The organism is Agrobacterium sp. DSM 25558 (assembly GCF_900100825.1).
Lineage (GTDB): Bacteria > Pseudomonadota > Alphaproteobacteria > Rhizobiales > Rhizobiaceae > Agrobacterium.
Map to the genome: position 1 here is coordinate 73,890 of NZ_FMUD01000023.1, position 21,592 is coordinate 95,481.

Genomic DNA, 21,592 nt, shown 5'->3' on the forward strand with positions numbered 1-21,592 from the left:
GATCCGCGCTGTTACGCCGAAACCTGAAACACAGATGGTGTTTGGAGATCGATGCTCAAGGCACCTCGTTGCTCTTCCTGACATCGTAGCAGACAAAAGCGATTTTATTGCCATCGGGGTCGCGAACATAGGCCGCGTAAAACCCTTCGCCATAATCGGGACGCAGCCCCGGCGCGCCCTCGTCCGATCCACCATTCGCCATTGCGAGGCCGTGCAGCCTGTCGATCGTTTCGGAACCAGCGATCAGAAATGCCGTCATGGTGCCATTACCAACGCCAGCCTTGCCGCCATCGAACGGATAACCCGTGGCAAACCGCGGCGCGTTGACATCCGTCTTGTCGCCCCAGAATGCAGTCTGCTCATCCTTGTAGCATTGCTCCAAGCCCATCTCGGTAAACACCGGATCATAAAACCGCACGGCGCGATCCAGATCCGTCGTGCCAACCATGGTGTATCCAATCATCTGCCTGTCTCCAGCTTGAGGTTGGCACATCCTATAATTTAGTCCTTCACCGCCACAACCGAAGAAAATGCCTTCCGCACAGTTTTCGAAAGCCGTTTCACATCACCCTCCAGCGTGCCGATATCGGGGCAGTCTCCCGCACGGCAGACGAGATCGATCAGTCCGGCAGGTGCCTCCTTGGGTGAGAAGTCGCCCTCGATGCACAGGCGGATGATCTGGGAGAGTTCGGTGAAAAGGTTCAGAGCCGCCATGCAGTCGTCATAGGTCTGCGGCTCCATCGCCCCTGCGGCTACGCGTTTCCACACATCCGCCGTGCTTTCACCCGCTACATGCGTCGGTAGCCCTTTTGCGGGCGCGACCAGTGTCAGATATTGCGCAATGAATTCCAGATCGATCAGACCGCCGGGGATGAGCTTGAAATCCCAACCATTGGCAGGCGGCTTCTCCTCGCCGATCAGCTTGCGCATCTCGGCAACGTCAGCAGCAATCTTTGCCACATCCCGTTTCTGCGAGAGAACCGATGCAATGATCCGCTCGGCATCCGCAATCAACGAAGCATCACCGCAGATCAACCGTGCGCGCGACAGGGCCAGATGCTCCCACGTCCAGGCTTCCTCGCGCTGATATTTCTCGAACGTCGAAATGCGCGTCGCCACCGGCCCCTTGTTGCCGGAGGGGCGCAGCCGCATGTCCACCTCGTAAAGCACACCTTCGGCCGTCGGTGCTGATAGAGCCGAGATCAGCCTTTGCGTGATGCGGCTAAAATATCTGACGGCATCCAGCGGCTTTGCCCCATCCGATTCAGACGCCGCATCGTCGTAATCATACAGTAGGATCAGATCGACATCCGAACCCGCTGTCAGTTCGAACGAGCCGAGCTTGCCCATGCCGACGATCGCGACACGACCGTCAGGATATCTGCCATGAGCCGCTTCCATCTCAACCATCACAGCCTTCACTGCGGCTTCGATCACCAGATCCGCGAGATAGGTAAAGGCCCGTCCCGCTACCTCTCCGCGGATAGCACCAGTCAACAACCGCACGCCGATCAGGAAACGCTGTTCGGCAGCAAAGATGCGCAGCCTGTCGAGAATGTCTTCATAGTGCCGCGCCGGTGCCAGAAACCCCTGCATGCGCTGGCCGAGATAGTCGCGCGTTGGAACGTCCGTCATCAAAGCCGGGTCCAGCATGCCGTCGAACACGTGCGGGCGCGCGGCAATGATTTCCGCCAAGCGCGGCGCTGATGACATGATCGTTACCAGCAGTGATAGCAGCGCCGGATTATTTCCAAGCAAGGAAAAAAGCTGGATGCCGGCAGGCAGGCCGGAGAGAAAATTGTCGAACCGCAACAGCGCTTCATCGGCCCGCTTGCTCCTGCCGAAGGCTTGCAAAAGTTCCGGCGTCAGTTCCGTCAATCGCTCCCGCGCCTCGACGGATTGCGTGGCGCGGTAACGTCCGTTGTGCCATGTGCGAATGACGCCCGACATGGATTCCGGCCGTTCGAAGCCCAACCTCGCCAGCGTCTTCAGCGTGTCGGGGTCATCCCTTTGCCCGGTAAAAACCAGATTACCGCTTTCGCCAGAAAGCTTGGTTTCCTGCTCGAACAGCGCCGAATATTTGCGCTCCACCAAGCGCAACACACCTTCCAATTTCTCAGAAAAGCTCTTGGTATCGGCAAAGCCCAGCATGAAAGCGATGCGCTTCAGCTCCGTTTCAGTATCCGGCAGAATATGCGTCTGCTCGTCCCGCACCATCTGAATGCGGTGCTCCACCTCACGCAGAAACCAGTAGGCATCGGTCAGCTTGTCGCGTGTTCCGGCGTCGATCCACTTCGCCTCCGTCAAAGCCGCCAACGCCTCCTGCGTGGAGCGCACCCGCAGCGGTGCCATCCGCCCGCCCGCAATCAGCTGCTGCGTCTGCGCAAAGAACTCGATCTCGCGAATGCCGCCGCGACCGAGCTTGACATTATGCCCCTTCACCGCAATCGCGCCGTGGCCCTTATGCGCGTGAATCTGCCGTTTGATGGAGTGGATATCCGCAATCGCGGCATAATCCAGATATTTGCGAAACACGAAGGGCGTCAGTTCCCGCATGAAACCTTCTCCAGCCTTGATATCCCCCGCCACCGGCCGCGCCTTGATGTAGGCAGCGCGCTCCCAGTTCTGCCCCCTGCCTTCATAATAGGTCAGCGCCGCCTCAACGGGTATGGCAAGCGGTGTCGAGCCGGGGTCCGGGCGCAGCCGCAGATCGGTTCGAAACACATAACCATCGGCCGTGCGCTCCTGCATTATGCGGATCAGCCGCCGCATCATTCGGCCGAATATTTCCAGCGCATCCAGCGGGTCCGGTATGATGCCCGAGGTCGGCTCGAAGAACACGACGGCATCGATATCGGACGAATAATTCAGCTCCTGCGCACCCAGCTTGCCCATGCCGAGCACGATCAGACCAGAGCCCTCGCTTGGCACCTCGATATTTTTCAGCGTCAGCTTGCCGCTGCGATGGTTGGCCAGAAGCAGGTGATCGATGGCAGCGGCGAGGCTGGCATCGGCCATATCGCTCAGCCAATGCGTGGTGTCGCGCGCCACGAAAATCCGCGCCAGATCGGCCATGGCGGAAATGAAGGAGAGCCTTCGCTTGGCAATGCGCAGCCGCGTCATCACCTCAGCTTCCGTCGGGACAACGCCGTCACCATCCGGCCGCCAACAATTGCGGGCGTCTTCAACCAAACGCGCCAGCGTTGCATCCAGCGGACCTGATATCGCCAGCGTCAGCAATCCCTCATCGGCCACCGCCGCATCACGTAAATAGGGAGATAGCGACAATGCCTGCGCCAAGAAATCTTTCAGCGGCCTGTCACTCGCCAGAAGCGCCGCGACATCAGGCTCGCTTTTACCGATGTCCTTCAGGGTAGAGAGAACGGATTTCAGCTCCGTCTGCGTATAGGCGCGAATAACACCCGGCTGCACATCTTCCAGCCGTCTTTCGACGGTTGCGGCATTTTGCAATGTCTCTCTCCCTCACCCCATACACTTCATGTTCCCTCATTCCTGTGCCTGTCACAGGAACCCAGCGACCGAGCGTCTGCTCGGTCAAAGGACTCTCCTCAGCCCAAAGACTTGGGCTGACTGGATCCCTGTGACGAGCACAGGGATGAGGGAAAACAGAGAGGACCTTAAGGTGTAGTCATAGGAAAAACCATCGAAACAGTCAGGCCCGGCGCTTGTGCATTGTCGGGATCCGTATCGGAAAGCCGCAGCGAACCGCCATGCAGCTCCATCACCGCCTCGACAAGCGAAAGGCCCAGACCCGTTCCGGGCTTGGAACGGCTTTCGTCCAACCGCACGAAGCGCTTGATCACCTCGTCGCGCTTGTCAGCGGGAACACCCGGGCCATTATCGGCAACGGATAGCACGATGTCATCGTCCTGCCGCACCAGCCGCACGGCAAGCCCCTTCTTGCCCTCATGCCCACTGGCGTATTTTATGGCGTTGTCGATCAGATTGGTCAGCGCCTGGCCGATCAGTTCGCGGTTACCCTGCACGATCAGCCCAGGCGTAATATCCGCCGTCAGCGTTAAACCTTCTTCGTCGGCGACAGGCTCGTAAAGCTCGGCGCTATCTTCCGCAATCGCAGACACATCCACATCGCTCATCTCGGCGGCAATCGAGCCTGCCTCGACGCGGGAAATCATCAAAAGCGCATTGAAGGTGCGGATCAACTGGTCCGATTCCGCAATGATGCCCTCCAATGCAGAACGGCGCTTGTCGTCATCCCGGTCTTCCAGCGCTTCTGTCGCCTTGTTGCGCAGCCGCGTCAGCGGTGTTTTGAGATCATGCGCGATGTTGTCGGAAACCTGCCGCAGACCCTCGTTCAGCTTCTCGATACGCCCCAGCATGGCGTTGAGCGAACCCGAGAGACGGTCGAACTCGTCGCCGGAACGACCTTGCGGCAGGCGCTGAGAAAGATCGCCCGCCATGATTTTCTTGGTCGCATCCGACATGCGGTTGAGACGCTTCAGCGCATTGCGACCGATTGCAAACCAGATGAGAACGGCACCGCCACCCATAATAGCCAAGGCCACCATCAGGGCATTGCGCACCAGCAGTCGGAACTTCGTCGGCTCGCCCAGATCGCGACCGACCAAAATACGCAGGCCATTATCGAGGCGGAAAATATTGGCGGTGGCGAGATGTTTTACGGCGTCGCCGCTTTCGGAATAGCGCTCGTAACCAAAGGGAAATTCGGTCCAGCCCTCATTGTCGAACACACCGGGCTGCACGGAAGCGACGTTGCCAGCCAGTATTTCGCCATTCGGCCCGGCGATCACATAAAGGCTCGCTCCCGGCTGCCGCGCGCGCCGTTCCATCATCCGCAACAGCGGATTGATGCCACCGCGATTATAGACACGCTGGACGTCGTTGACTTCCTGTTGCACGGCGTCGCGCGTCTGCTGGTTCAGCAGACCCTCGGACAGCGCCGTAACATAGAAAACAAGAAAGGCGGCACAAAGCGCAAAAAGCAGGATGTAAAGCGCCGAAAGGCGCACCGCCGTCGAGCTGAACAGAAGACGAAGACGTGCCATGAGGCGGCTTTACCCCTCGTCCTTCATCATATAGCCAGCACCACGAATGGTTTTCAGAAGTGGCTTGTCGAAATCCTTCTCGATTTTCGAGCGAAGGCGCGACACATGCACGTCGATGACATTCGTCTGCGGATCGAAGTGGTAGTCCCAGACATTCTCCAAAAGCATGGTGCGCGTCACAACCTGACCCGCGTTCTTCATCAAATATTCAAGCAGGCGAAACTCGCGCGGCTGCAGTAGAATTTCCTTACCGGCGCGGCGCACGTCATGGGAAAGACGATCCAGTTCCAGATCGCCGACACGGTAGACCATGTCCTGCTCCGGCTTGCCCTTGCGACGACCCAAGACCTCGATACGCGCCAACAGCTCGCTGAAAGCATAGGGCTTCGGCAGATAATCATCACCGCCAGCCCGCAGACCCGTCACGCGGTCATCCACCTGCCCAAGCGCCGACAGGATCAGCACCGGTGTTTCAATGCCACGTCTGCGCAGCTCACTGATAACGGAAAGCCCGTCACGGCGCGGCAGCATGCGGTCGATAACCATCACGTCATAGGCATTCTCCACGCCCATAAACAGGCCGCTCTCGCCATCGCTGGCGTGATCGGCCACAATGCCCGCTTCCCGAAACGCCTTGGTCATATAGGCCGCAGCTTCCAGATCGTCTTCGATAACAAGAATCTTCATGTGCGGGACAATAGCGTTGTCAACATCAACCGCACAACCGGAAACAGATGCGGGAGATGATTCCTGTGTCTTGTTTTCCATGTGTTTTCTCCGAAGATGTCGCGGCGTGATCCTCACTGAAGATTAGCGGGAGAGGCAATTGCCCCTCCCGCCACAGTATCATGATCAACCCTGGTCGATATCCAGCGCGATGAAGCGGCTGCCATCTTCCGTCTGTATCTGGAACAGAGCCTTGGAACGACCGTCCTTCTTGGCCTGCGAGAGGATCTTCTCGACATCGGCAGCAGAAGCGACCTGCTGGTTGTTGACCGAGGTGATCTTTTCGCCGGTCTTCAGACCACGCGCTGCGGCGTCGGAGTCTGGATCGACATCGGTGATCGCAAGGCCCGCACCATCGTCAGAAGGCGCAACCGTCAGACCAAGGCTGGACAGCGCTTTTTCGCTGGAAGGCTGGCTACCCTTGTCATCATTCTGGCTGGCCGTTGCCTTGGAGGCATCGTCGCTGGCAAGATCGCCCAAGGTCACAGTTACCGGGTGCGCCTTACCACCGCGCCACAGCGAAAGCTCGACCTTGGTATTCGGAGCCATGGCACCGATGCGGCGTGACAGATCACGGGCGTCCTTGACCGTATCGCCATTCAGCGCGGTGATGATGTCACCCTGCTTGATACCGGCCTTGTCGCCAGGCGAACCCGCCTGCGGAGCAACCACCAGCGCACCACTTGCCTCGGCGAGACCAAGCGATTCAGCGATGTCCTTGCTCACGGGCTGAATCTGCACACCGAGCCAGCCGCGTTCGACCTTACCGTCCTTGATCAGGTCCTGAACGACATCCTTGGCAACGGATGCGGGAATAGCGAAGGCAATACCCACATTACCGCCAGATGGAGAGAAGATCGCAGTGTTGATACCGACGACTTCGCCGTTCAGGTTGAAGGCCGGACCACCAGAGTTACCACGGTTCACGGCAGCGTCGATCTGGAGGTAATCGTCATAAGGACCGGAGCCGATGTCACGACCACGGGCAGAGACGATACCGGATGTTACGGTGCCACCAAGACCGAATGGGTTGCCGACAGCCACGACCCAGTCACCGACGCGGATTTTGCTGTCATCGGCAAACTGAACGTAAGTAAACTTGCGGTTCACGTCCACTTTCAGCACGGCCAGATCGGTGCGTGTGTCGCGGCCAATCAGCTTGGCATCGAGTTCCGTGCCGTCATTCATAACAACCGTATAGGCAGAACCATCATCTACAACGTGGTTGTTGGTAACGATATAGCCGTCTTCGGAGATGAAGAAGCCGGAGCCCTGCGCGGTTGGGCGCAGCGGACCTTTACCGTCGCGGTGGGCCTTCGGACCACGGTCGGCGCGCTTGTCGCCTTCACCGGCACCCGGTCCGCCAAATTCCTTGAAGAAACGCTTCAGCGGGTGATCATCGGGAAGCTGGTCGAGTCCACGACCGCCGAAATTGAAGGAATAGCCGCTGTTATCATCGGAAGCCGGCTGCACATTGGATTGTACGCGCACAGAGACGACGGCAGGCGAAACCGCGTCAACAACGTTGGCGAAGCTCGGCACCTGCGGCGCGGTCACTTCAACGGGTGTTGCGAAAGAATGAGCGATTGGTCCAGCGACGCCCGTCGTCAGCATCAGAGCCGCCAGACCGCCAACAGCGGAAGACTTGAGGATGGTCTTCAACGAGGGACGTCCGTTTTGCAAATTAGACATGGAACTTACCTTCTTTCTTCATTCAGACTGGAGCCCCGGTGGATCGGGGAAGCGGTGGATGATGAAGATATAGGTGCCCGCACCTTACAGCGAAGTGTCTGGCGCGTGAAAAATCCGTAATGTTGGGGGATTTGCGGGAGGGAGGGTTATGGATGGAGTATAAATTGTTGAAATATATTGCCTTTTATCTTTAGTGGAAGTCGCCACAATATAGGGCTGAGTGTGGCGCTTACCCCCCTCTGTCCTGCCGGACATCTCCCCCACAGGTGGGGAGATCAACTCGTGGTTAGGTTCCGGCCACCTTGAATGCTGCGGATGGAGTGCGGAGCCTGCGTCTAGCCAATCTCCCTCCTTGTGGGGGAGATGTCCGGCAGGACAGAGGGGGGTAAGCCACGGGTGCCAGCTTGCATTGTATGTCGCAAGCCACCCCCACTCACCCCTACCCCAACAAATCCCGAATCCGCGCTTCCTCATCCACCGTCAGCTTCTGCCCCTCAGACACCGCCACCCGACGCCGGGCAAAAACAAAAATCGCCGTCGCGCCAATCAAAATCAGCGCAATCGGCGCGCCCCACAACGCAATGGTACGCGCACTAAAACGCGGTTTCAGCAAAACAAATTCGCCATAGCGCGACACGACATAATCGACCACCGCCTCGTCGCTATCCCCCTGCGTCAACCGCTCGCGCACCAGCACGCGTAGATCCCGCGCCAACTCGGCATTGCTGTCATCGATGGACTGGTTCTGGCACACCATACAGCGCAGCTGCACCGTCAGCGCCCGTGCGCGGGCTTCCAGCGCCGGGTCGGAGAGGACTTCGTCGGGGTTGAAGGCGAATGCGGGGAGTGATGTGAAAAGGAGGGTGATGAGAACGGCAACCGTAGAGAAAACCTCCCTCATTCCTGTGCTCGTCACAGGAATCCAGCCACGGCGCGTCTGCGCCGTGAATGACTCTTTCGCGCCCAAAGACTTGGGCGCACTGGATTCCTGTGACAAGCACAGGAATGAGGGAAGATGGAACCCCATCATTCCGCAGGCTCCAACACCGGTGCAACCTTCGCTTTCCGCCTCGGCGCACCCACGCGCAACCGTCGGTCCGACAGCGAAACCAATCCGCCAATCATCATGAACACCGTCCCACCCCAGATGCACAGAATGAACGGCTTCCACCAGATGCGAACCACCATGCCGCCATCGGCCATCGGGTCGCCCAATGACACGTAAAGCTGCGAAAGCCCGAAGGTCATGATGCCAGCTTCCGTGGTCGGCATGCGCCGGGCCGTATAGAGCCGCTTGGAGGACCACACGTCAGCCACCTCGGCCCCGCCTTTACGCGCTGTGAAATGACCGCGATCCTCAGTATAGTTCGGCCCGACATGATGACGGATACCATCGAAGGTCAGGCTATAGCCGCCCGCATCCACAGCCGCGCCCTGCTTCATCTCGACAACGGTTTCCGTCTCGAAGGTCGTGACGGCAACGATGCCCAACACGCTGATGCCGAGCCCCATATGTGCCAGCGTCGTGCCGAAGGTGGAGCGCGGCAGACCTTTCAGACGCCGCAGCGCAATCCCAAAGGCCAGCTTGCCGAAATTGGCGCGATACCACAGATCGGCCAGCGCCCCGAAGATCAGCCAGAACCCGGCGATCATGCCCAACACCGCCATGACAGGCCCGCCATGCTCGATATACCACAGCGTCAAACCCGCAACACAGGCAAACGCCGCCGCCACATACAGCCGTTGAAACGCACCCAGCAAATCGCCACGCTTCCACGCCATCATCGGCCCGAAGGGCGTCACGATCAGAATGGGAATCATCAACAGACCGAACGTCAGATTGAAGAAGGGCGCACCGACGGAAATCTTCTCGCCGGTCAACGTTTCCAGAACCAGCGGATAAAGCGTTCCGATCAGCACGGTTGCGGTGGAAACTGTTAGAATTAGATTGTTGAGAACCAGCGCACCCTCACGAGATACCGGCGCGAACAACCCGCCCGCTTTGAGCATCGGCGCACGCCATGCAAACAGTGAAAACGCACCGCCAATGAAAATCATCAGAATGCACAGAATGAAAATGCCGCGGCTCGGATCAGTCGCGAATGCATGGACGGAGGTCAGCACACCGGAGCGCACAAGGAAGGTGCCGAGCAGCGACAGCGAAAAGGTCATGATCGCCAGCAGCACGGTCCAGATTTTCAACGCCTCGCGCTTTTCCATCACCAGCGCCGAATGCAGCAACGCCGTTCCGGCCAGCCATGGCATGAAGGACGCATTCTCCACCGGGTCCCAGAACCACCAGCCGCCCCAGCCGAGTTCGTAATAGGCCCAATAGGAGCCCATTGAAATGCCTGCCGTCAGAAACGTCCATGCCGCCAGCGTCCACGGCCGTACCCAGCGCGCCCATGCAGCATCGATGCGCCCTTCCATCAGGGCCGCGACAGCAAAGGAGAAACAGACCGAAAAACCGACATAACCGAGATAAAGCAGCGGCGGGTGGATCGCCAGGCCGAAGTCCTGAAGCACCGGGTTGAGGTCCTGCCCTTCCGCTGGCACCGGCGACAGCCGCGCAAATGGATTGGACGTCAGCAGAATGAACAGCAGAAATGCCGTCGTTACCCATGCCTGCACGGCCAGCACATTGGCCCGCAGCGTATCGGGCAGATTGCGGCCATAGACGGCCACCATGGCGCTGAACAGCACCAGGATCAGCAGCCACAGCAGCATTGATCCCTCATGGTTGCCCCACACGCCGGTCAGCTTGTAGAGCATCGGCATCAGCGAATGGGAGTTCTCATAAACGTTCTTCAGTGAGAAATCCGACACCGCATAGGCATGCGTCAGCGCGGCAAAGGCAATGCCCACCAGAAGAAACAGCAGTACGGAGCCGATGGGCGCAATATCCATCAATGCCTTGTCATTGCGGCGTGCACCGAACGCTGGCAGCGTAGAAACGACGAGCGCCACACCAAGCGCCAGCACCAGAGCATAATGGCCGATTTCGGTAATCATTGCGTCGCTCCGGTCTTTGTCACACCGTCTGGTGCCTGCTGCCAAAGGCCCTTGTCTTTCAGTCGGTCAGCAACTTCCTTGGGCATGTAGTTTTCATCATGCTTGGCAAGAACGCTATCGGCCACAAAGGCATGCGTGGCAGCATCGAAGGTACCCTCGGTCACAACACCCTGCCCCTCGCGAAACAGGTCCGGCAGAATGCCGGTATAGCTCACGGGCACCGTTGCGCCGCCATCGGTCACCGCAAAGCTCACCGTGCGGCCCTCGCCGCGCTTGACCGAACCTTCGGCCACCAGCCCACCAAGGCGGATACGCGTTCCCGGCGCAACGCTGGTCTTTTCCAGATCGCCGGGCATGTAGAAATAGGCAATCGACTGGCCGAAGGCGAACATCACCAGAAACGCCGCAATCATGATGAAGCTGACGCCGCCGCCAATGATCGCCAGTCTTTTCTGCTTGCGGGTCATTGCGTCACTCCCTGCACATTCACGCCCAACTGCTGTGCCAGCGCCAGAAGCTGCTTGCCCTGCTCACCGGCGGGCGGAAAGGCTTTCAGGCCATCGGCCAGAGCCTGACGCGCCTTTTCGTCATTCTTCAACATGGCGTAGGAGCGCACCAGCCGCATCCAGCCCTCGAAATTATCGGGGTTTTCCTTCAGCCGCGCATCGAGACTGTCTACCATGCCCGCCACCATCGCCTGCCGGTCTTCCGCCGACATATTGCTGGCCGCAGCCACGTCCTCGGCGCTTGGCCCGCCGGGCGCTTGCGCCTTAGGCGCAGCGGCAATGTCGGCACCGCCGGTGTTTTGCAGATGCGCCTGCAACAGCGGTATCCACGGCGCGCCCTCGGGCGAATCCTTCAGCAGCGCGGCAAAGGAATTGCGCGCCTCATCCGTTTTGCCCGCCTGCTCCAGCGAAAGCGCCAGATAGAATCGCACACGCGGATTGCCCGGGCTCATCTTTTCCGCATCTTCCAATGCGGAGCGCGCATCATCGATGACGACACCGTCATTGGCGGCAATCAACGTTTCGGCGAGACCGGTCAAACGCTCAGGGTTTTCACCCTGAAGACGGATGGCATTGCGATAGGCCATTTCAGCATCGCCCAAACGCATGGTCTTGAAATAGATCGGGGCCAGCACGTCCCATCCGGCACCATCATCCGGGTTCTGCGCCAGATGCCGTTCGGCCTTGGCGATCATCAGGTTCATGTCGTTGCCGGGCTTTTCCAGACGCGCCTGTAGCGGCATGTCCGGCATACCAGGACTGCCCATGAACAAATAAAGACAGAGCCCCATCAGCGGCAAAAGCACCGTTACGAGGCTGGCCAGTGCATTGTGCTTCCGTGGCGAAATGGCTGAAACCTCGCCCGTTTTTCCGGAGGCCGCGGCCAACAGCCGCCGCCCGATTTCGGCGCGGGCATACTCCGCTTCCGTCTCGCCGATCAGCCCGCTCTCACGCTCGCGCTGCAATTCGGCCAGTTGGTCGCGATAGACAGCCACCTCGCCTTCTCGGGCAGTGTCGGCTACGCCGCTGCTGCGCATCAGCGGATAAGTCAGAACGATGGCCACGGCCGCCGTCAACATGGCGATAAAAATCCAGAACATGCCGTTTCAATTACTCGAATGCGCGCCGCTTTGAAATAAGCCGCAGCAGGATGACGTGAATTTGAGGCACTATGCCGCGTAACGCCGTGGAACCGATCCGCTTCGATCGATTTCCACCACGCCTCTCGTTCTAACGATCAGCCTTGCGCCTGCCTTGACATGCGTCAAGCAACCGTCAGATCAGCGGCGTCCAGGTGCCATCGGTGTTGCGACAGGCAGCGCCACGCACCTTCGCCTGCTTGCCGTTTACTGTTAGATTATGAGTGTATTGGCGGCAATTCTGGTTGCCGACCTGGTAGGGCGCATTGGCGATGACTTCGCCACGCGTATCGCCATCACCCCACACGACAGCTTGGCCGCCGGGTGCGGTTTCCAGCGCACGATATTCCGCTTCCAGCGCCTTGTTGAAGTCGCTACGGCCCAGCTGCAAGCCGCTTCTGCCGACGATACCGCCCTGAAGGCTTGAAATATAAGGCGTTGCCGACGCGCCACCGCGACCCATCAAACCGCCACCTGAGCCACGGGTGTTGGATGTGGTACAGGAGCTGAGTGCCGAAAGGCAGATCAGCGAAACCACGGCAGGGCGCATAAAGTTGGATTTCATCCCGGCAGATCCGGCTTTGCCCATCACGTAAACCAAGAATACACTCCTTATCCACGCGCCATCCTGGCGCGGTCATGCGTCACAAAATGTCTTGCCAGTTTTTGGCCGTCATGCAAGCTCTTTCGAAAGTCCGGGAAGAAGCAATTCGGCTTTTAGCCCGCCAAGCGGGCTGCGCGACATCGCAAAGGTACCGTGGTACTCGGAAACCACCTCGCTGACGATGGAAAGCCCAAGCCCGGTCCCCGGTCGGCTTTCGTCCAGACGCCTGCCGCGCTTCATCGCTTCGGTGATCTGCTCCGGCTCCAACCCCGGCCCGTCATCTTCCACCAGCAACGTCACCCATGATCTGCGCGTCACATCTGGGTCGGAAGATGGGTGCGTCCCCGGCATCACCGTGATCACCACCTTGGTTTCAGCAAAGCGTCCCGCATTTTCCAGGAGATTGCCGACGGCCTCTTCCAGATCCTGCTGCTCCATCGCCAGAATCGTTCCTGGCTGCTGCATGTCCAGCTCGAATGTCTTTTCCGGGTTCAGGCGGCGCATCACCCGCACCAGCCGCTCCAGCGCCGGTTCGGCTTCCACTCGCGCCAGAATGGAGCCGCGCTGCGCGGCAATGCGGGCGCGGGAAAGATAGGACTGCACCTGCGCCTGCATCGCATCCACCTGTCCCCGCACCAGATCGCCATGGTGGCTGTCCAGCGTGCGCGCCTCGTTCAGCAAAACGGCAATCGGTGTTTTCAGCGAATGCGCCAGATTGCCCACCTGCATGCGCGCCCGCTCCACAAGCCGCCGGTTGCTTTCGATTAGCGCATTCACTTCGGTTGCTAAAGGCTGAATTTCACTTGGGAATTCGCCCTCCAACCGCTCCGCATCGCCAGCCCGGATTTTGCCCAGCGCGACGCGCGCCCTGTCCAGCGGTCGCAAGCTGTAGAGAATGGCAAGGCCGTTCACCACAAGACTGCCGACTCCGAAGACGGCAAGCGCCAGATAGAGACTGTTGGAGAAGTCACTGACATCGTCTTCCACGACATTCAGGTTGCCTGTCACGCGAAAGCGCGCCGCCCGCCCCTCGCCGTCCAGAACCACCTCCGTCTCAGCCACCTGCACACGGTTTTTCGCCTCGTCCGTCACCACGTAATAACGCTCGTAACGATTGTCGAACGGCACATCCAGAATACTGGGCACAGGCAGCGTCGAGACGCCAAGCGATGAGGAAACGAGCGGAGCCGTCTGAAAATTACCCAGCGGCTCCACCACCCAGTACCAGCCAGTCTCGGGCTGCGAAAACCGGAGATCGCCCAGCTGCGGGCTACCGGCCAGCGTATTTTCGTTGGAAACGGTAATGGAGTTGATGACGTTATAGAGTTGCGCGCGCAGCAGATCGGTAAAACTGCGCTCCACGCCCTGTCGGTAAAGCGTGGAAATCACCACCGCGATCACCACCAGCGCCAGGGCAGACCATGCCGAGGCCAGCAGTAGAACGCGGGCGGTGAGTGAATTACTTCGCATCTGCGGGTGCTTGCATCCGGTAGCCGAGACCGCGGATGGTCTCGATCAGATCGACGCCCAGCTTCTTGCGCAAACGGCCAACGAACACCTCGATCGTGTTGGAATCGCGGTCGAAATCCTGATCGTACATGTGCTCGACCAACTCGGTGCGGGATACCACCTCGCCCATGTGGTGCATGAGGTAGGACAGAAGACGGAACTCGTGAGAGGTCAATTTCAGCGTCGTGCCGTTGACGGTCGCCTTGGAGGATTTGGTGTCAAGCCGCACCGGACCACAAACGATTTCTGATGACGCATGGCCCGCAGCACGGCGGATCAACGCGCGCACACGCGCTAGAATTTCCTCCACATGGAACGGCTTCGTCACATAGTCATCGGCACCGGCATCGATACCCGCCACCTTGTCGCTCCAACGGTCGCGCGCGGTCAGGATCAGAACCGGCATGGATTTGCCGCTGGCACGCCATTTTTCCACAACGGTAATACCGTCCATCTGCGGCAGGCCGATATCGAGAACGATGGCGTCATAGGGCTCGGTATCGCCGAGATAATGCCCCTCTTCGCCGTCAAAGGCCTGATCGACGACATAACCCGCTTCTTTCAGCGCGTCGGTCAACTGTCGATTGAGGTTGGTATCGTCCTCGACCACAAGAATGCGCATCGTCCGTCCCTTTTCATTCCACCCGTCACTTCTGCAGTGCGACGGTCATTCAAATCATCTCTACATCAGAAATTTAGGGATTGCGACGGTCTACATCGGTACGCGCATCGTCACCTTGCGAGGGCGCTCGCCATTGCCCTGAACGAGCACGGTCACGACACAATTCTGGCCGTCATTGCTGGGATAAACGGACAGCAGCTGGCCGCCCGTCTCGCGCACCACGCGGGAAACGGCAGAGCTGCAGTCGCTCGCAACCTGCTGCACCCGACCCTGCACCTGCACACCCTGCCCATCGACCTGCGGCGCAGGAAAGCCGGAGAGACCGGCTGCAAGCGTCGCGATGATGAGGGGTGATGCCATTGCAAAAAACTTCCAAAGAAAAATCGGATGCACGTCGAAACGAATTCTTGGCCGAATATGTATCGCAAAGCGTCTGAATGGCAAATGAATGTGGGGGGTGGTGGAGTTGAGCGTGATGTGAGCGGCAGCGCGCGCGGCTAGCCCCCCTCTGCCTGCCGGCATCTCCCCCACAGGTGGGGAGATAGGCAAGACGCATGCTCACCACCTCCTCGCAGCCTCTAGGGATGAAGAACGGGCGAAACAGCCCTTGCCCCATCCGGACCGCTAGAGGTGGCCGAGACCTACCCGCGAGTCGATCTCCCCACCTGTGGGGGAGATGCCCGGCAGGGCAGAGGGGGGCTAGCCACACCCACTGCCCTACAAGCAGCAATCCCCTACCTAATCGAACTCGTCGCAGCCAATCGCCCATACAAAGCAATCAACCCACCCACGCCGCCGGCCACCGTCACCAGCCCCTCGGCAAGCTCGCCTTCGAACCCAACAGGCAGGTTCAAGCCCACCACATGCAGCAGCGGTGCCAACACCGCAATCAGCGCGCCCCAGACGGTTTTCGACTGATACCAGGCTTTCATATTGTCCATGCTCTACCCTTTCTCGGTTGACGTTATTGTGAAGTTTAAACCCTCAAAACGGCGCTGGTGGCGATGCCCCGCGGCACCGCCCGGCCAAGCTGGCGCACCCGAATCACAAGCGTGGTCTGCGGCGAACCGAAATCCGCCACCTCGTCGCTCGCGGCATAAAGGCAAGCTGCCTCGCTCACCTCGATTGTTCGCCGCACCACATCGTCGGATAGGATCTCGACCCGGTAGCGCTCGGCCACCTCGTCCAGCGGAATATCGGCAGCGTCCCAGCCATCGGCTTCCACGCGCCCGCGCCGCACCCATGTCAGGCGCACGCCGTCCGCCCTTCGCACCCCGCGCAGATGTACCGGTGCCAGCGGCGTTTCCGCCCGCATTCCACCCGCGAAGGCAAACGGCCCGACGCTCGAAATTTGCGCACCCGCCGCCTCGATGATCCAGTTCAGCTGCAAACCGCGCTCGTCGGCGCGCAGCCCCATCGGCACCACGCCCGCGTCCAACACCCCACTTCGGCACCGACAATGGCACCCGCCGCCATAGCGTCCTCGGTTCCCACAAGCCCGCGCAACAACCGCGATAGCCGCCAGCGGTTCGCCGCTACCTCTTCCGACTTTGCAAAAGCGGCAATCTCCCAGGCACCACCCACGCAACGAACAGCGATGCGGTTCGCGCCATTCAGCACCGCAAGGTCGGTGGCAGAGGCCAGATCGCCGTAAGGCAGCGTAATCTCGATTGCGCCAGATACATTGAACCTTCCGGCAAATCCCATGGGTAAAGCGCTCGCAAGCGCGCCGATCTTCGCTGGCTGATCCAGCAGCGCCCGCGCCTCATACCCTTCGGTTCCGGCAGAAACGGACAGCGCCATGCGTCGCCATGGCTTGGCAAAAGCCGCAATCCGCGCAAAGCCCGGCGCATCACCCGCCTCATATCGCGGCAGATCCATCAGCACGATGTCAGGGTCGAACCCGCTGGATGCACCCCCGCTTCCCGTGCGTGGCGTTTCCGTCTCGCCGGAAAGGGCAATGGCCGATGGCGCAAATTCCCGCGCCTCGATGCGCCTCACATCACCGTCTTCGATCCGGCTCACCAGAAACCGTCCGGTCGGCCCGCCCTCCAGCTCCACACAGTCACCGGGGTCGAGCGCGATCTCGTTCGGCGCAATCGAAAAGCGCACCGTGCGGCGCGCCAGCCGGTTATCGCGCAACAGCGCCTCCACCGCATTCTGCGCGGTCTCCTGCGCCAGCACAGCGCCCAGATCATACCGCACCACCCGGTTGCCGGCATTGTCTATGCGGCGCGAGCGCACGCTGGCCTGCTCGTAATCCAGCGCCGGATTATACGCGGTCAGCACCGCCTCCGCCGCAAAATCGCTCTCGTGCCCACGCGCTTCAGACCACAGCGCCGAGTCCTCGATATCCGCAAAAGCAGACACCATCGTCGTCTTCGTCGCAGCCTTCCCGCGAGAGACGAAGCGCAACATCGCTCCATCCTCGATCACATCCACCTGAAACGCTTCCAGCAGCGGCTCCAGCAGGCTGCGCGCCGCCGTCACGTCGCCCTGGGCATAACCAGCCACGTCACCGGTGACAGCGGACACATCAAAATCCGCAAAGCCATGTTCCGTCAGAACCGCCGCGATCAGATCAGCCAGCGTCGTCGCCCCCAGCCTGCCATTCAGCCAATGGCCGGTGCGCCAGTTCGCTCCATCGCTCCACGTCGCCGTGTTCTGCGGAAATGCCGGGTAAGGTCGTGCATCCCATGTCCAGACGAAAACCCTGGCTGGATCAACCATGCCCTGAAGCGCAGAACCACCCGCCCAATGGTCATGATGCGCCTCCAGAAACCGCCGCTGCTGGCTGTCTGCGCGCATCCGGCTGGAAAAATGGGGATAGGCGCTTTCGGATGATTTCGGGTCGATGAAGGTGTTCGGCCGGTTCGCGCCCTTGTCGATCGCGGGGCAACCCAGCTCGGTCAACCAGAACGGTTTCATGCCCGGCACCCAGGTACTTGGTGCCGCACGTTCCACGCCGCCCACCCGGTCATAATGGCGGTTCTGCCACCAGCCTGCCAAATCCTTGTTGCGATAAACCCAGTGCTTGCCCTTCAACCCGTCATAAATGGCGCTGCGCTTGCGGCCCTCCCGGTCTGCTTCGCTGGCATAATACCAGTCGAACCCCTCGCCGCCCTCAATGCTGCGCCCAAACCCCGCCGCATCGTCGGCACCCTCAAAACCATCCGGGTTACCCTCAAGCACATCCTCGTCGCGCCAGTCGGATAGCGGCATATAATTGTCGATGCCCACAGCATCGATATGCTGGCTCGCCCAAAGCGCATCGAGATTAAAGAACACGTCACCCGACCCATCCGCCGGGTGATACCCAAAATATTCGCTCCAGTCGGCAGCGTAAGTCAGCTTCGTCGCAGCGCCCACAACGGCGCGCACGTCACCCGCCAGCCGCACCAGTTCCTCTACGAAGGGAAAGGCATTCGCCTGATCCCGCACCCGCGTCAGGCCACGCAATTCAGAGCCGATCAGAAACGCATCCACCCCGCCTGCCTGCTTCGCCAGCGCCGCATAATGCAGCACCATGCGGCGGTACCCGTCGGCCCGATTGCAGAAGGTCGAGATTTGCGCCCGCCCCGTAACCGTGCGGTCAGCACTCCCGCTCTGCCCCGCCGCCGGGTGGCAGGTAATATTGCCGCGCCAGCCATAGGCATCCTGTTCCACCTTGCCATAGGGGTCGGGCAGAGCATTGCCCGCTGGCACATCCATCATCACAAACGGATAAAGGCATACCTTCAAGCCCCGCGCCTTCAAATCGGCAATGGCCTGCAACACCGATGTATCGCTCGGCGTGCCGCCATAGGCCGGGCCGCCATCGCGCTGGCTCACCAGCCGCGCCTGTCCACGGCCCATGTCAGCAACAGACCATGTGGCACTTTCGCGGTCGCGGAAGCCCACCTCCACACCGGGCAGAATGCGGCATTCCCCGGCACGCATGTCGGTACCGAACCACGTCACCACCAGCGCCACGCTTTCCAGATTGGGGCACAGCGCCTGCAATTCGTCGATGGAGGCCTGCCAGTCGGTTGCCGCCGCCAGCGTATTCCGGTTCATCACCCGGCTTTCACCCGCTCCGGACCGTTCGGACACCGCAACCGTCGCATAGCCATGCTCCGTCGCGCCGGGTATCACCGTCACCGCCCGCATCTGCCCCTCCAGCTTGCCGATGGGCCTCACCACCTCGAACTGCAGCAGCGGAATACGATTGCCGAAACCATCCAACGGCAACCGCTCGAACACCACATAAGACAATCCGCGATAGGCCGGCGCAATGCCCGCCCCTTGTCTGGCCTCGATCAGCGGATCGGGAAGCTGCGTCTCGCTGCCGGGGTAGAACCGCATTTCGATGCCGGTCAGGTCAAGCTCCTGCCCATCCGCCCACACCCGCCGCACCATGGCAGCCTCGCCTTCGCACAGGCCCACGGCGAGATTGGCGAAATATTGAAACGTCTCGACGGTCGTGCTGCTGCTGCTGGAACTCTTGCCGCCCTGCCGCTCCCGCGTCACGCTTTCCTCGAAGCGCGTGGCCCAGATCAGCGTGCCGCCAATCCGCACCGTGCCATAAGCACGCGCAATCGCCGCCCCCTCCTCGGCCCCAGGAATACGCGCCGTCGAAAGCCGCGCACCGCTCACCGTTTTAGAAGAGGAAAACAGCGCGCCATCGACCGCGCTCCCCGCCAGCGCCCCCGCCGCCCTGCCGATAATGGCACCAACAGGTCCAAAAATACTGCCAAGTGCAGCGCCCGCCGCCTGTAGAACAAGGGTTGCCATATCTTATCTCTTTTTATCTTACGGGACTTTTATGGATGAATGAGACTGTACGGCCGGGTTTCTTCTCCCCGAGGGGGAGAAGTTCGCGGCAGCGGGATGAGGGGGCAAGGGTCAACGGGTACGGCAACGTTGCCCCCTCATCCGGCCTTTCAGGCCACCTTCTCCCCATCGGGGAGAAGAAACCCCGTCCCTCACCCCTCCGGAAATCGAAACACCCCCGCAATGCGCCTGCGCCACGACGGCACCAGCGCCGAGCGCAGCACGGACGCCCCCTCATAGGCATGAATGAAGTGATCGGGTCCGGCCAGAATGCCCACATGCTTGGCCGCAAATTCCGGACGCCAGCGAAACAGCAGCATGTCGCCCGGCAACGCTTGCGCCATGTTGGCAATGGGCTGAAAATGCCGCACCGCTGCCGCCATCAGCCGGTCCTCACCGCCACGCTCCGCCCAGTCGCGCGCATAGGGTGGCGGCAATTCCGGCTCATCACCATAAAGCTCGCGCCAGATACCGCGCACCAAGCCCAGGCAATCGCAGCCCACGCCTTTCAGGCAGGCCTGATGCCGGTACGGCGTGCCGATCCAGCTATCCGCCACCGCCAAAACCCGTTCACCGATATCGCTCATGAAAACAGCGCTCCGCCATCGTGCTGGGTGCGGCTCGTCACATAGGAATAGGCAAAATCCGCCCCCGGCATATGCGGAAAGCCTCTAAAATTCAGGTGGTTGGCAAACTTCGCCTTGCAGACGCCAAAGCTCTTGTCGCACCCCGCCGTCACGGTGAACGCATCACCCGCCTGCGGTGCCACCTCCAGCGGTAACCAGAAACTCAAACTCGCCACCCCGTCGCGCAGCGCATGGTCATCCAGATCGAAACTGCGGCCCGCATTCGCGCCGCTTGAAAACATCAGCTTGCCCTGCCGGAAAAAACCTTCGGCAAAAGCACCCAGCCCGGACACCACCATCCGCCCGGTGCCATCCACGGAAACCACCGCGCCGTTAACCCGAAACGCTGCAATATCAGTCCCGCACCTGGCATCACCCAGTGCCGCATCGCATCGCCGTCCATAGACCCGGCCCTGCGGCTGGCTTAGCCTGTGCGCGAAACTGCGCAGCTCCGCCGTAAAGGCACCGCCCGCCCGCGTCACCTCGCCAATCTCCCGCACCTTCAGCAACACATGCTGCTCCGGCACCTGCCAGTTGACGCGGTAAAGCTCCACTTTCGCGCCGTCGCAACGTCCCGCAGCCAGATCGGCCTCACGGACCGCCTCGCTGGAAAACCCACCCGCCACCTCGCCGCTGCTGGCCGCAAGTCCCGTCTCGCTATCATTTTCGCCTGCCTGAAAACCGCTTGCGGCCAGATAGGTCACGCCGCCAAATGTCAGCGCCTCGTCATGCTCGGTAAAACCCAGCACCACGCCGTCGCGCAGGCTCACCTTCCAACAATGACACGTCGTCGTCGCCTCGCCACCAAGATGCGCGGCAAAACCCTCTGGCACTGTCTTCACGGCAAAATCTCCACCAGCGGAATGGAAGGAATGCGCCCGGCCTCGAAAGCACTCAGGCTCACATCGATGCGGTCAATATCAAACCGCACTGGCACGTCGAACTCGAAACCCGCCCGAACCGCCGCCCCGACAGCAGGAACATGCCCCGCCGCGAACATAACGATGCCCGTTTCATGGTCCGTGCTGAAACCCGTCGTCGCCACGCCATTCACCGAAACCAAAACCGATCCTTCCACCGGCTTGGCAATGGCTCGCGTCCACCCGCCACCGGCATCGGCATAGGTCTTCACCAGCGGAAACGTCTTTGTGACACCATCCCCGGTCCCGATCCGCTGGTCCATCGCGCTCGGCACCGTCAGCGGCGGGCAAGACCGGAAATCAACCGGATCACGAAACCGAAACCCATAAAGCTGCCCGCCCCGCGCCTCAAAAAACTCCAAGACAGCATAGAGGT

17 protein-coding genes and 1 pseudogene are annotated in these 21,592 nt (G+C 60.3%); all 18 read right to left on the reverse strand.

Translation table 11 applies throughout. The features are described from left to right. Positions 1-55 precede the first annotated feature (55 nt). Positions 56-463: a VOC family protein gene (locus DSM25558_RS18655; RefSeq protein WP_077106185.1), complete on the reverse strand. Its 408-nt coding sequence runs from the start codon at positions 461-463 to the stop codon at positions 56-58. A gap of 38 nt (positions 464-501) precedes the next feature. Beyond that, a complete protein-coding gene (locus tag DSM25558_RS18660; protein WP_371480207.1) occupies positions 502-3,441 on the reverse strand; it encodes a bifunctional [glutamine synthetase] adenylyltransferase/[glutamine synthetase]-adenylyl-L-tyrosine phosphorylase in 2,940 nt (979 codons plus the stop codon). Positions 3,442-3,638: 197 nt separating this feature from the next. Continuing rightward, entirely contained in the window at positions 3,639-5,048 is a 1,410-nt protein-coding gene (locus DSM25558_RS18665; RefSeq protein WP_077106187.1) for a sensor histidine kinase, read from the reverse strand. A 9-nt stretch (positions 5,049-5,057) separates the two neighbouring features. Continuing rightward, a complete protein-coding gene (locus DSM25558_RS18670; RefSeq protein WP_103584686.1) occupies positions 5,058-5,816 on the reverse strand; it encodes a response regulator transcription factor in 759 nt (252 codons plus the stop codon). Between the two features lie 84 nt (positions 5,817-5,900). Beyond that, the gene (locus tag DSM25558_RS18675) at positions 5,901-7,466 is read right to left on the reverse strand and encodes a Do family serine endopeptidase (RefSeq protein ID WP_077106188.1); all 1,566 of its coding nucleotides are present in this window, start codon (positions 7,464-7,466) and stop codon (positions 5,901-5,903) included. Positions 7,467-7,905: 439 nt separating this feature from the next. Further along, entirely contained in the window at positions 7,906-8,367 is a 462-nt protein-coding gene (locus DSM25558_RS18680; protein WP_077106189.1) for a cytochrome c-type biogenesis protein, read from the reverse strand. A gap of 125 nt (positions 8,368-8,492) precedes the next feature. Continuing rightward, the gene (locus DSM25558_RS18685) at positions 8,493-10,478 is read right to left on the reverse strand and encodes a heme lyase CcmF/NrfE family subunit (protein WP_077106190.1); all 1,986 of its coding nucleotides are present in this window, start codon (positions 10,476-10,478) and stop codon (positions 8,493-8,495) included. Then, complete coding sequence (ccmE, locus tag DSM25558_RS18690) at positions 10,475-10,945, reverse strand: cytochrome c maturation protein CcmE (protein WP_077106191.1); 471 nt, start codon at positions 10,943-10,945, stop codon at positions 10,475-10,477. The genes DSM25558_RS18685 and ccmE overlap by 4 nt, the downstream gene beginning before the upstream one ends. Next, positions 10,942-12,084: a c-type cytochrome biogenesis protein CcmI gene (gene ccmI / locus DSM25558_RS18695; RefSeq protein WP_077106192.1), complete on the reverse strand. Its 1,143-nt coding sequence runs from the start codon at positions 12,082-12,084 to the stop codon at positions 10,942-10,944. Before ccmI ends, ccmE begins: the two co-directional genes overlap by 4 nt. A 175-nt stretch (positions 12,085-12,259) precedes the next feature. Next, positions 12,260-12,688 (reverse strand): hypothetical protein, encoded by a 429-nt coding sequence (locus tag DSM25558_RS18700; RefSeq protein ID WP_077106211.1) that lies wholly within the window; start codon positions 12,686-12,688, stop codon positions 12,260-12,262. Between the two features lie 108 nt (positions 12,689-12,796). Then, positions 12,797-14,197, reverse strand: a complete 1,401-nt coding sequence (locus DSM25558_RS18705; RefSeq protein ID WP_077106193.1) for a sensor histidine kinase — start codon at positions 14,195-14,197, stop codon at positions 12,797-12,799. Beyond that, positions 14,187-14,858, reverse strand: a complete 672-nt coding sequence (locus DSM25558_RS18710) for a response regulator transcription factor (protein ID WP_077106194.1) — start codon at positions 14,856-14,858, stop codon at positions 14,187-14,189. Before DSM25558_RS18710 ends, DSM25558_RS18705 begins: the two co-directional genes overlap by 11 nt. A gap of 90 nt (positions 14,859-14,948) precedes the next feature. Continuing rightward, complete coding sequence (locus DSM25558_RS18715) at positions 14,949-15,218, reverse strand: hypothetical protein (RefSeq protein ID WP_077106195.1); 270 nt, start codon at positions 15,216-15,218, stop codon at positions 14,949-14,951. Between the two features lie 374 nt (positions 15,219-15,592). Beyond that, positions 15,593-15,799, reverse strand: coding sequence for a hypothetical protein (locus tag DSM25558_RS18720; RefSeq protein WP_077106196.1), 207 nt, complete (start codon positions 15,797-15,799; stop codon positions 15,593-15,595). A gap of 35 nt (positions 15,800-15,834) precedes the next feature. After that, positions 15,835-19,631: pseudogene (locus tag DSM25558_RS18725) on the reverse strand (glycoside hydrolase/phage tail family protein). 191 nt (positions 19,632-19,822) lie between these two features. Next, entirely contained in the window at positions 19,823-20,257 is a 435-nt protein-coding gene (locus DSM25558_RS18730; RefSeq protein WP_077106197.1) for a C40 family peptidase, read from the reverse strand. After that, positions 20,254-21,138: a DUF2163 domain-containing protein gene (locus tag DSM25558_RS18735; RefSeq protein ID WP_077106198.1), complete on the reverse strand. Its 885-nt coding sequence runs from the start codon at positions 21,136-21,138 to the stop codon at positions 20,254-20,256. Before DSM25558_RS18735 ends, DSM25558_RS18730 begins: the two co-directional genes overlap by 4 nt. Beyond that, the coding region (locus tag DSM25558_RS18740; RefSeq protein ID WP_077106199.1) for a DUF2460 domain-containing protein at positions 21,135-21,592 on the reverse strand (458 nt) is incomplete at its 5' end. The genes DSM25558_RS18735 and DSM25558_RS18740, both read right to left, overlap by 4 nt.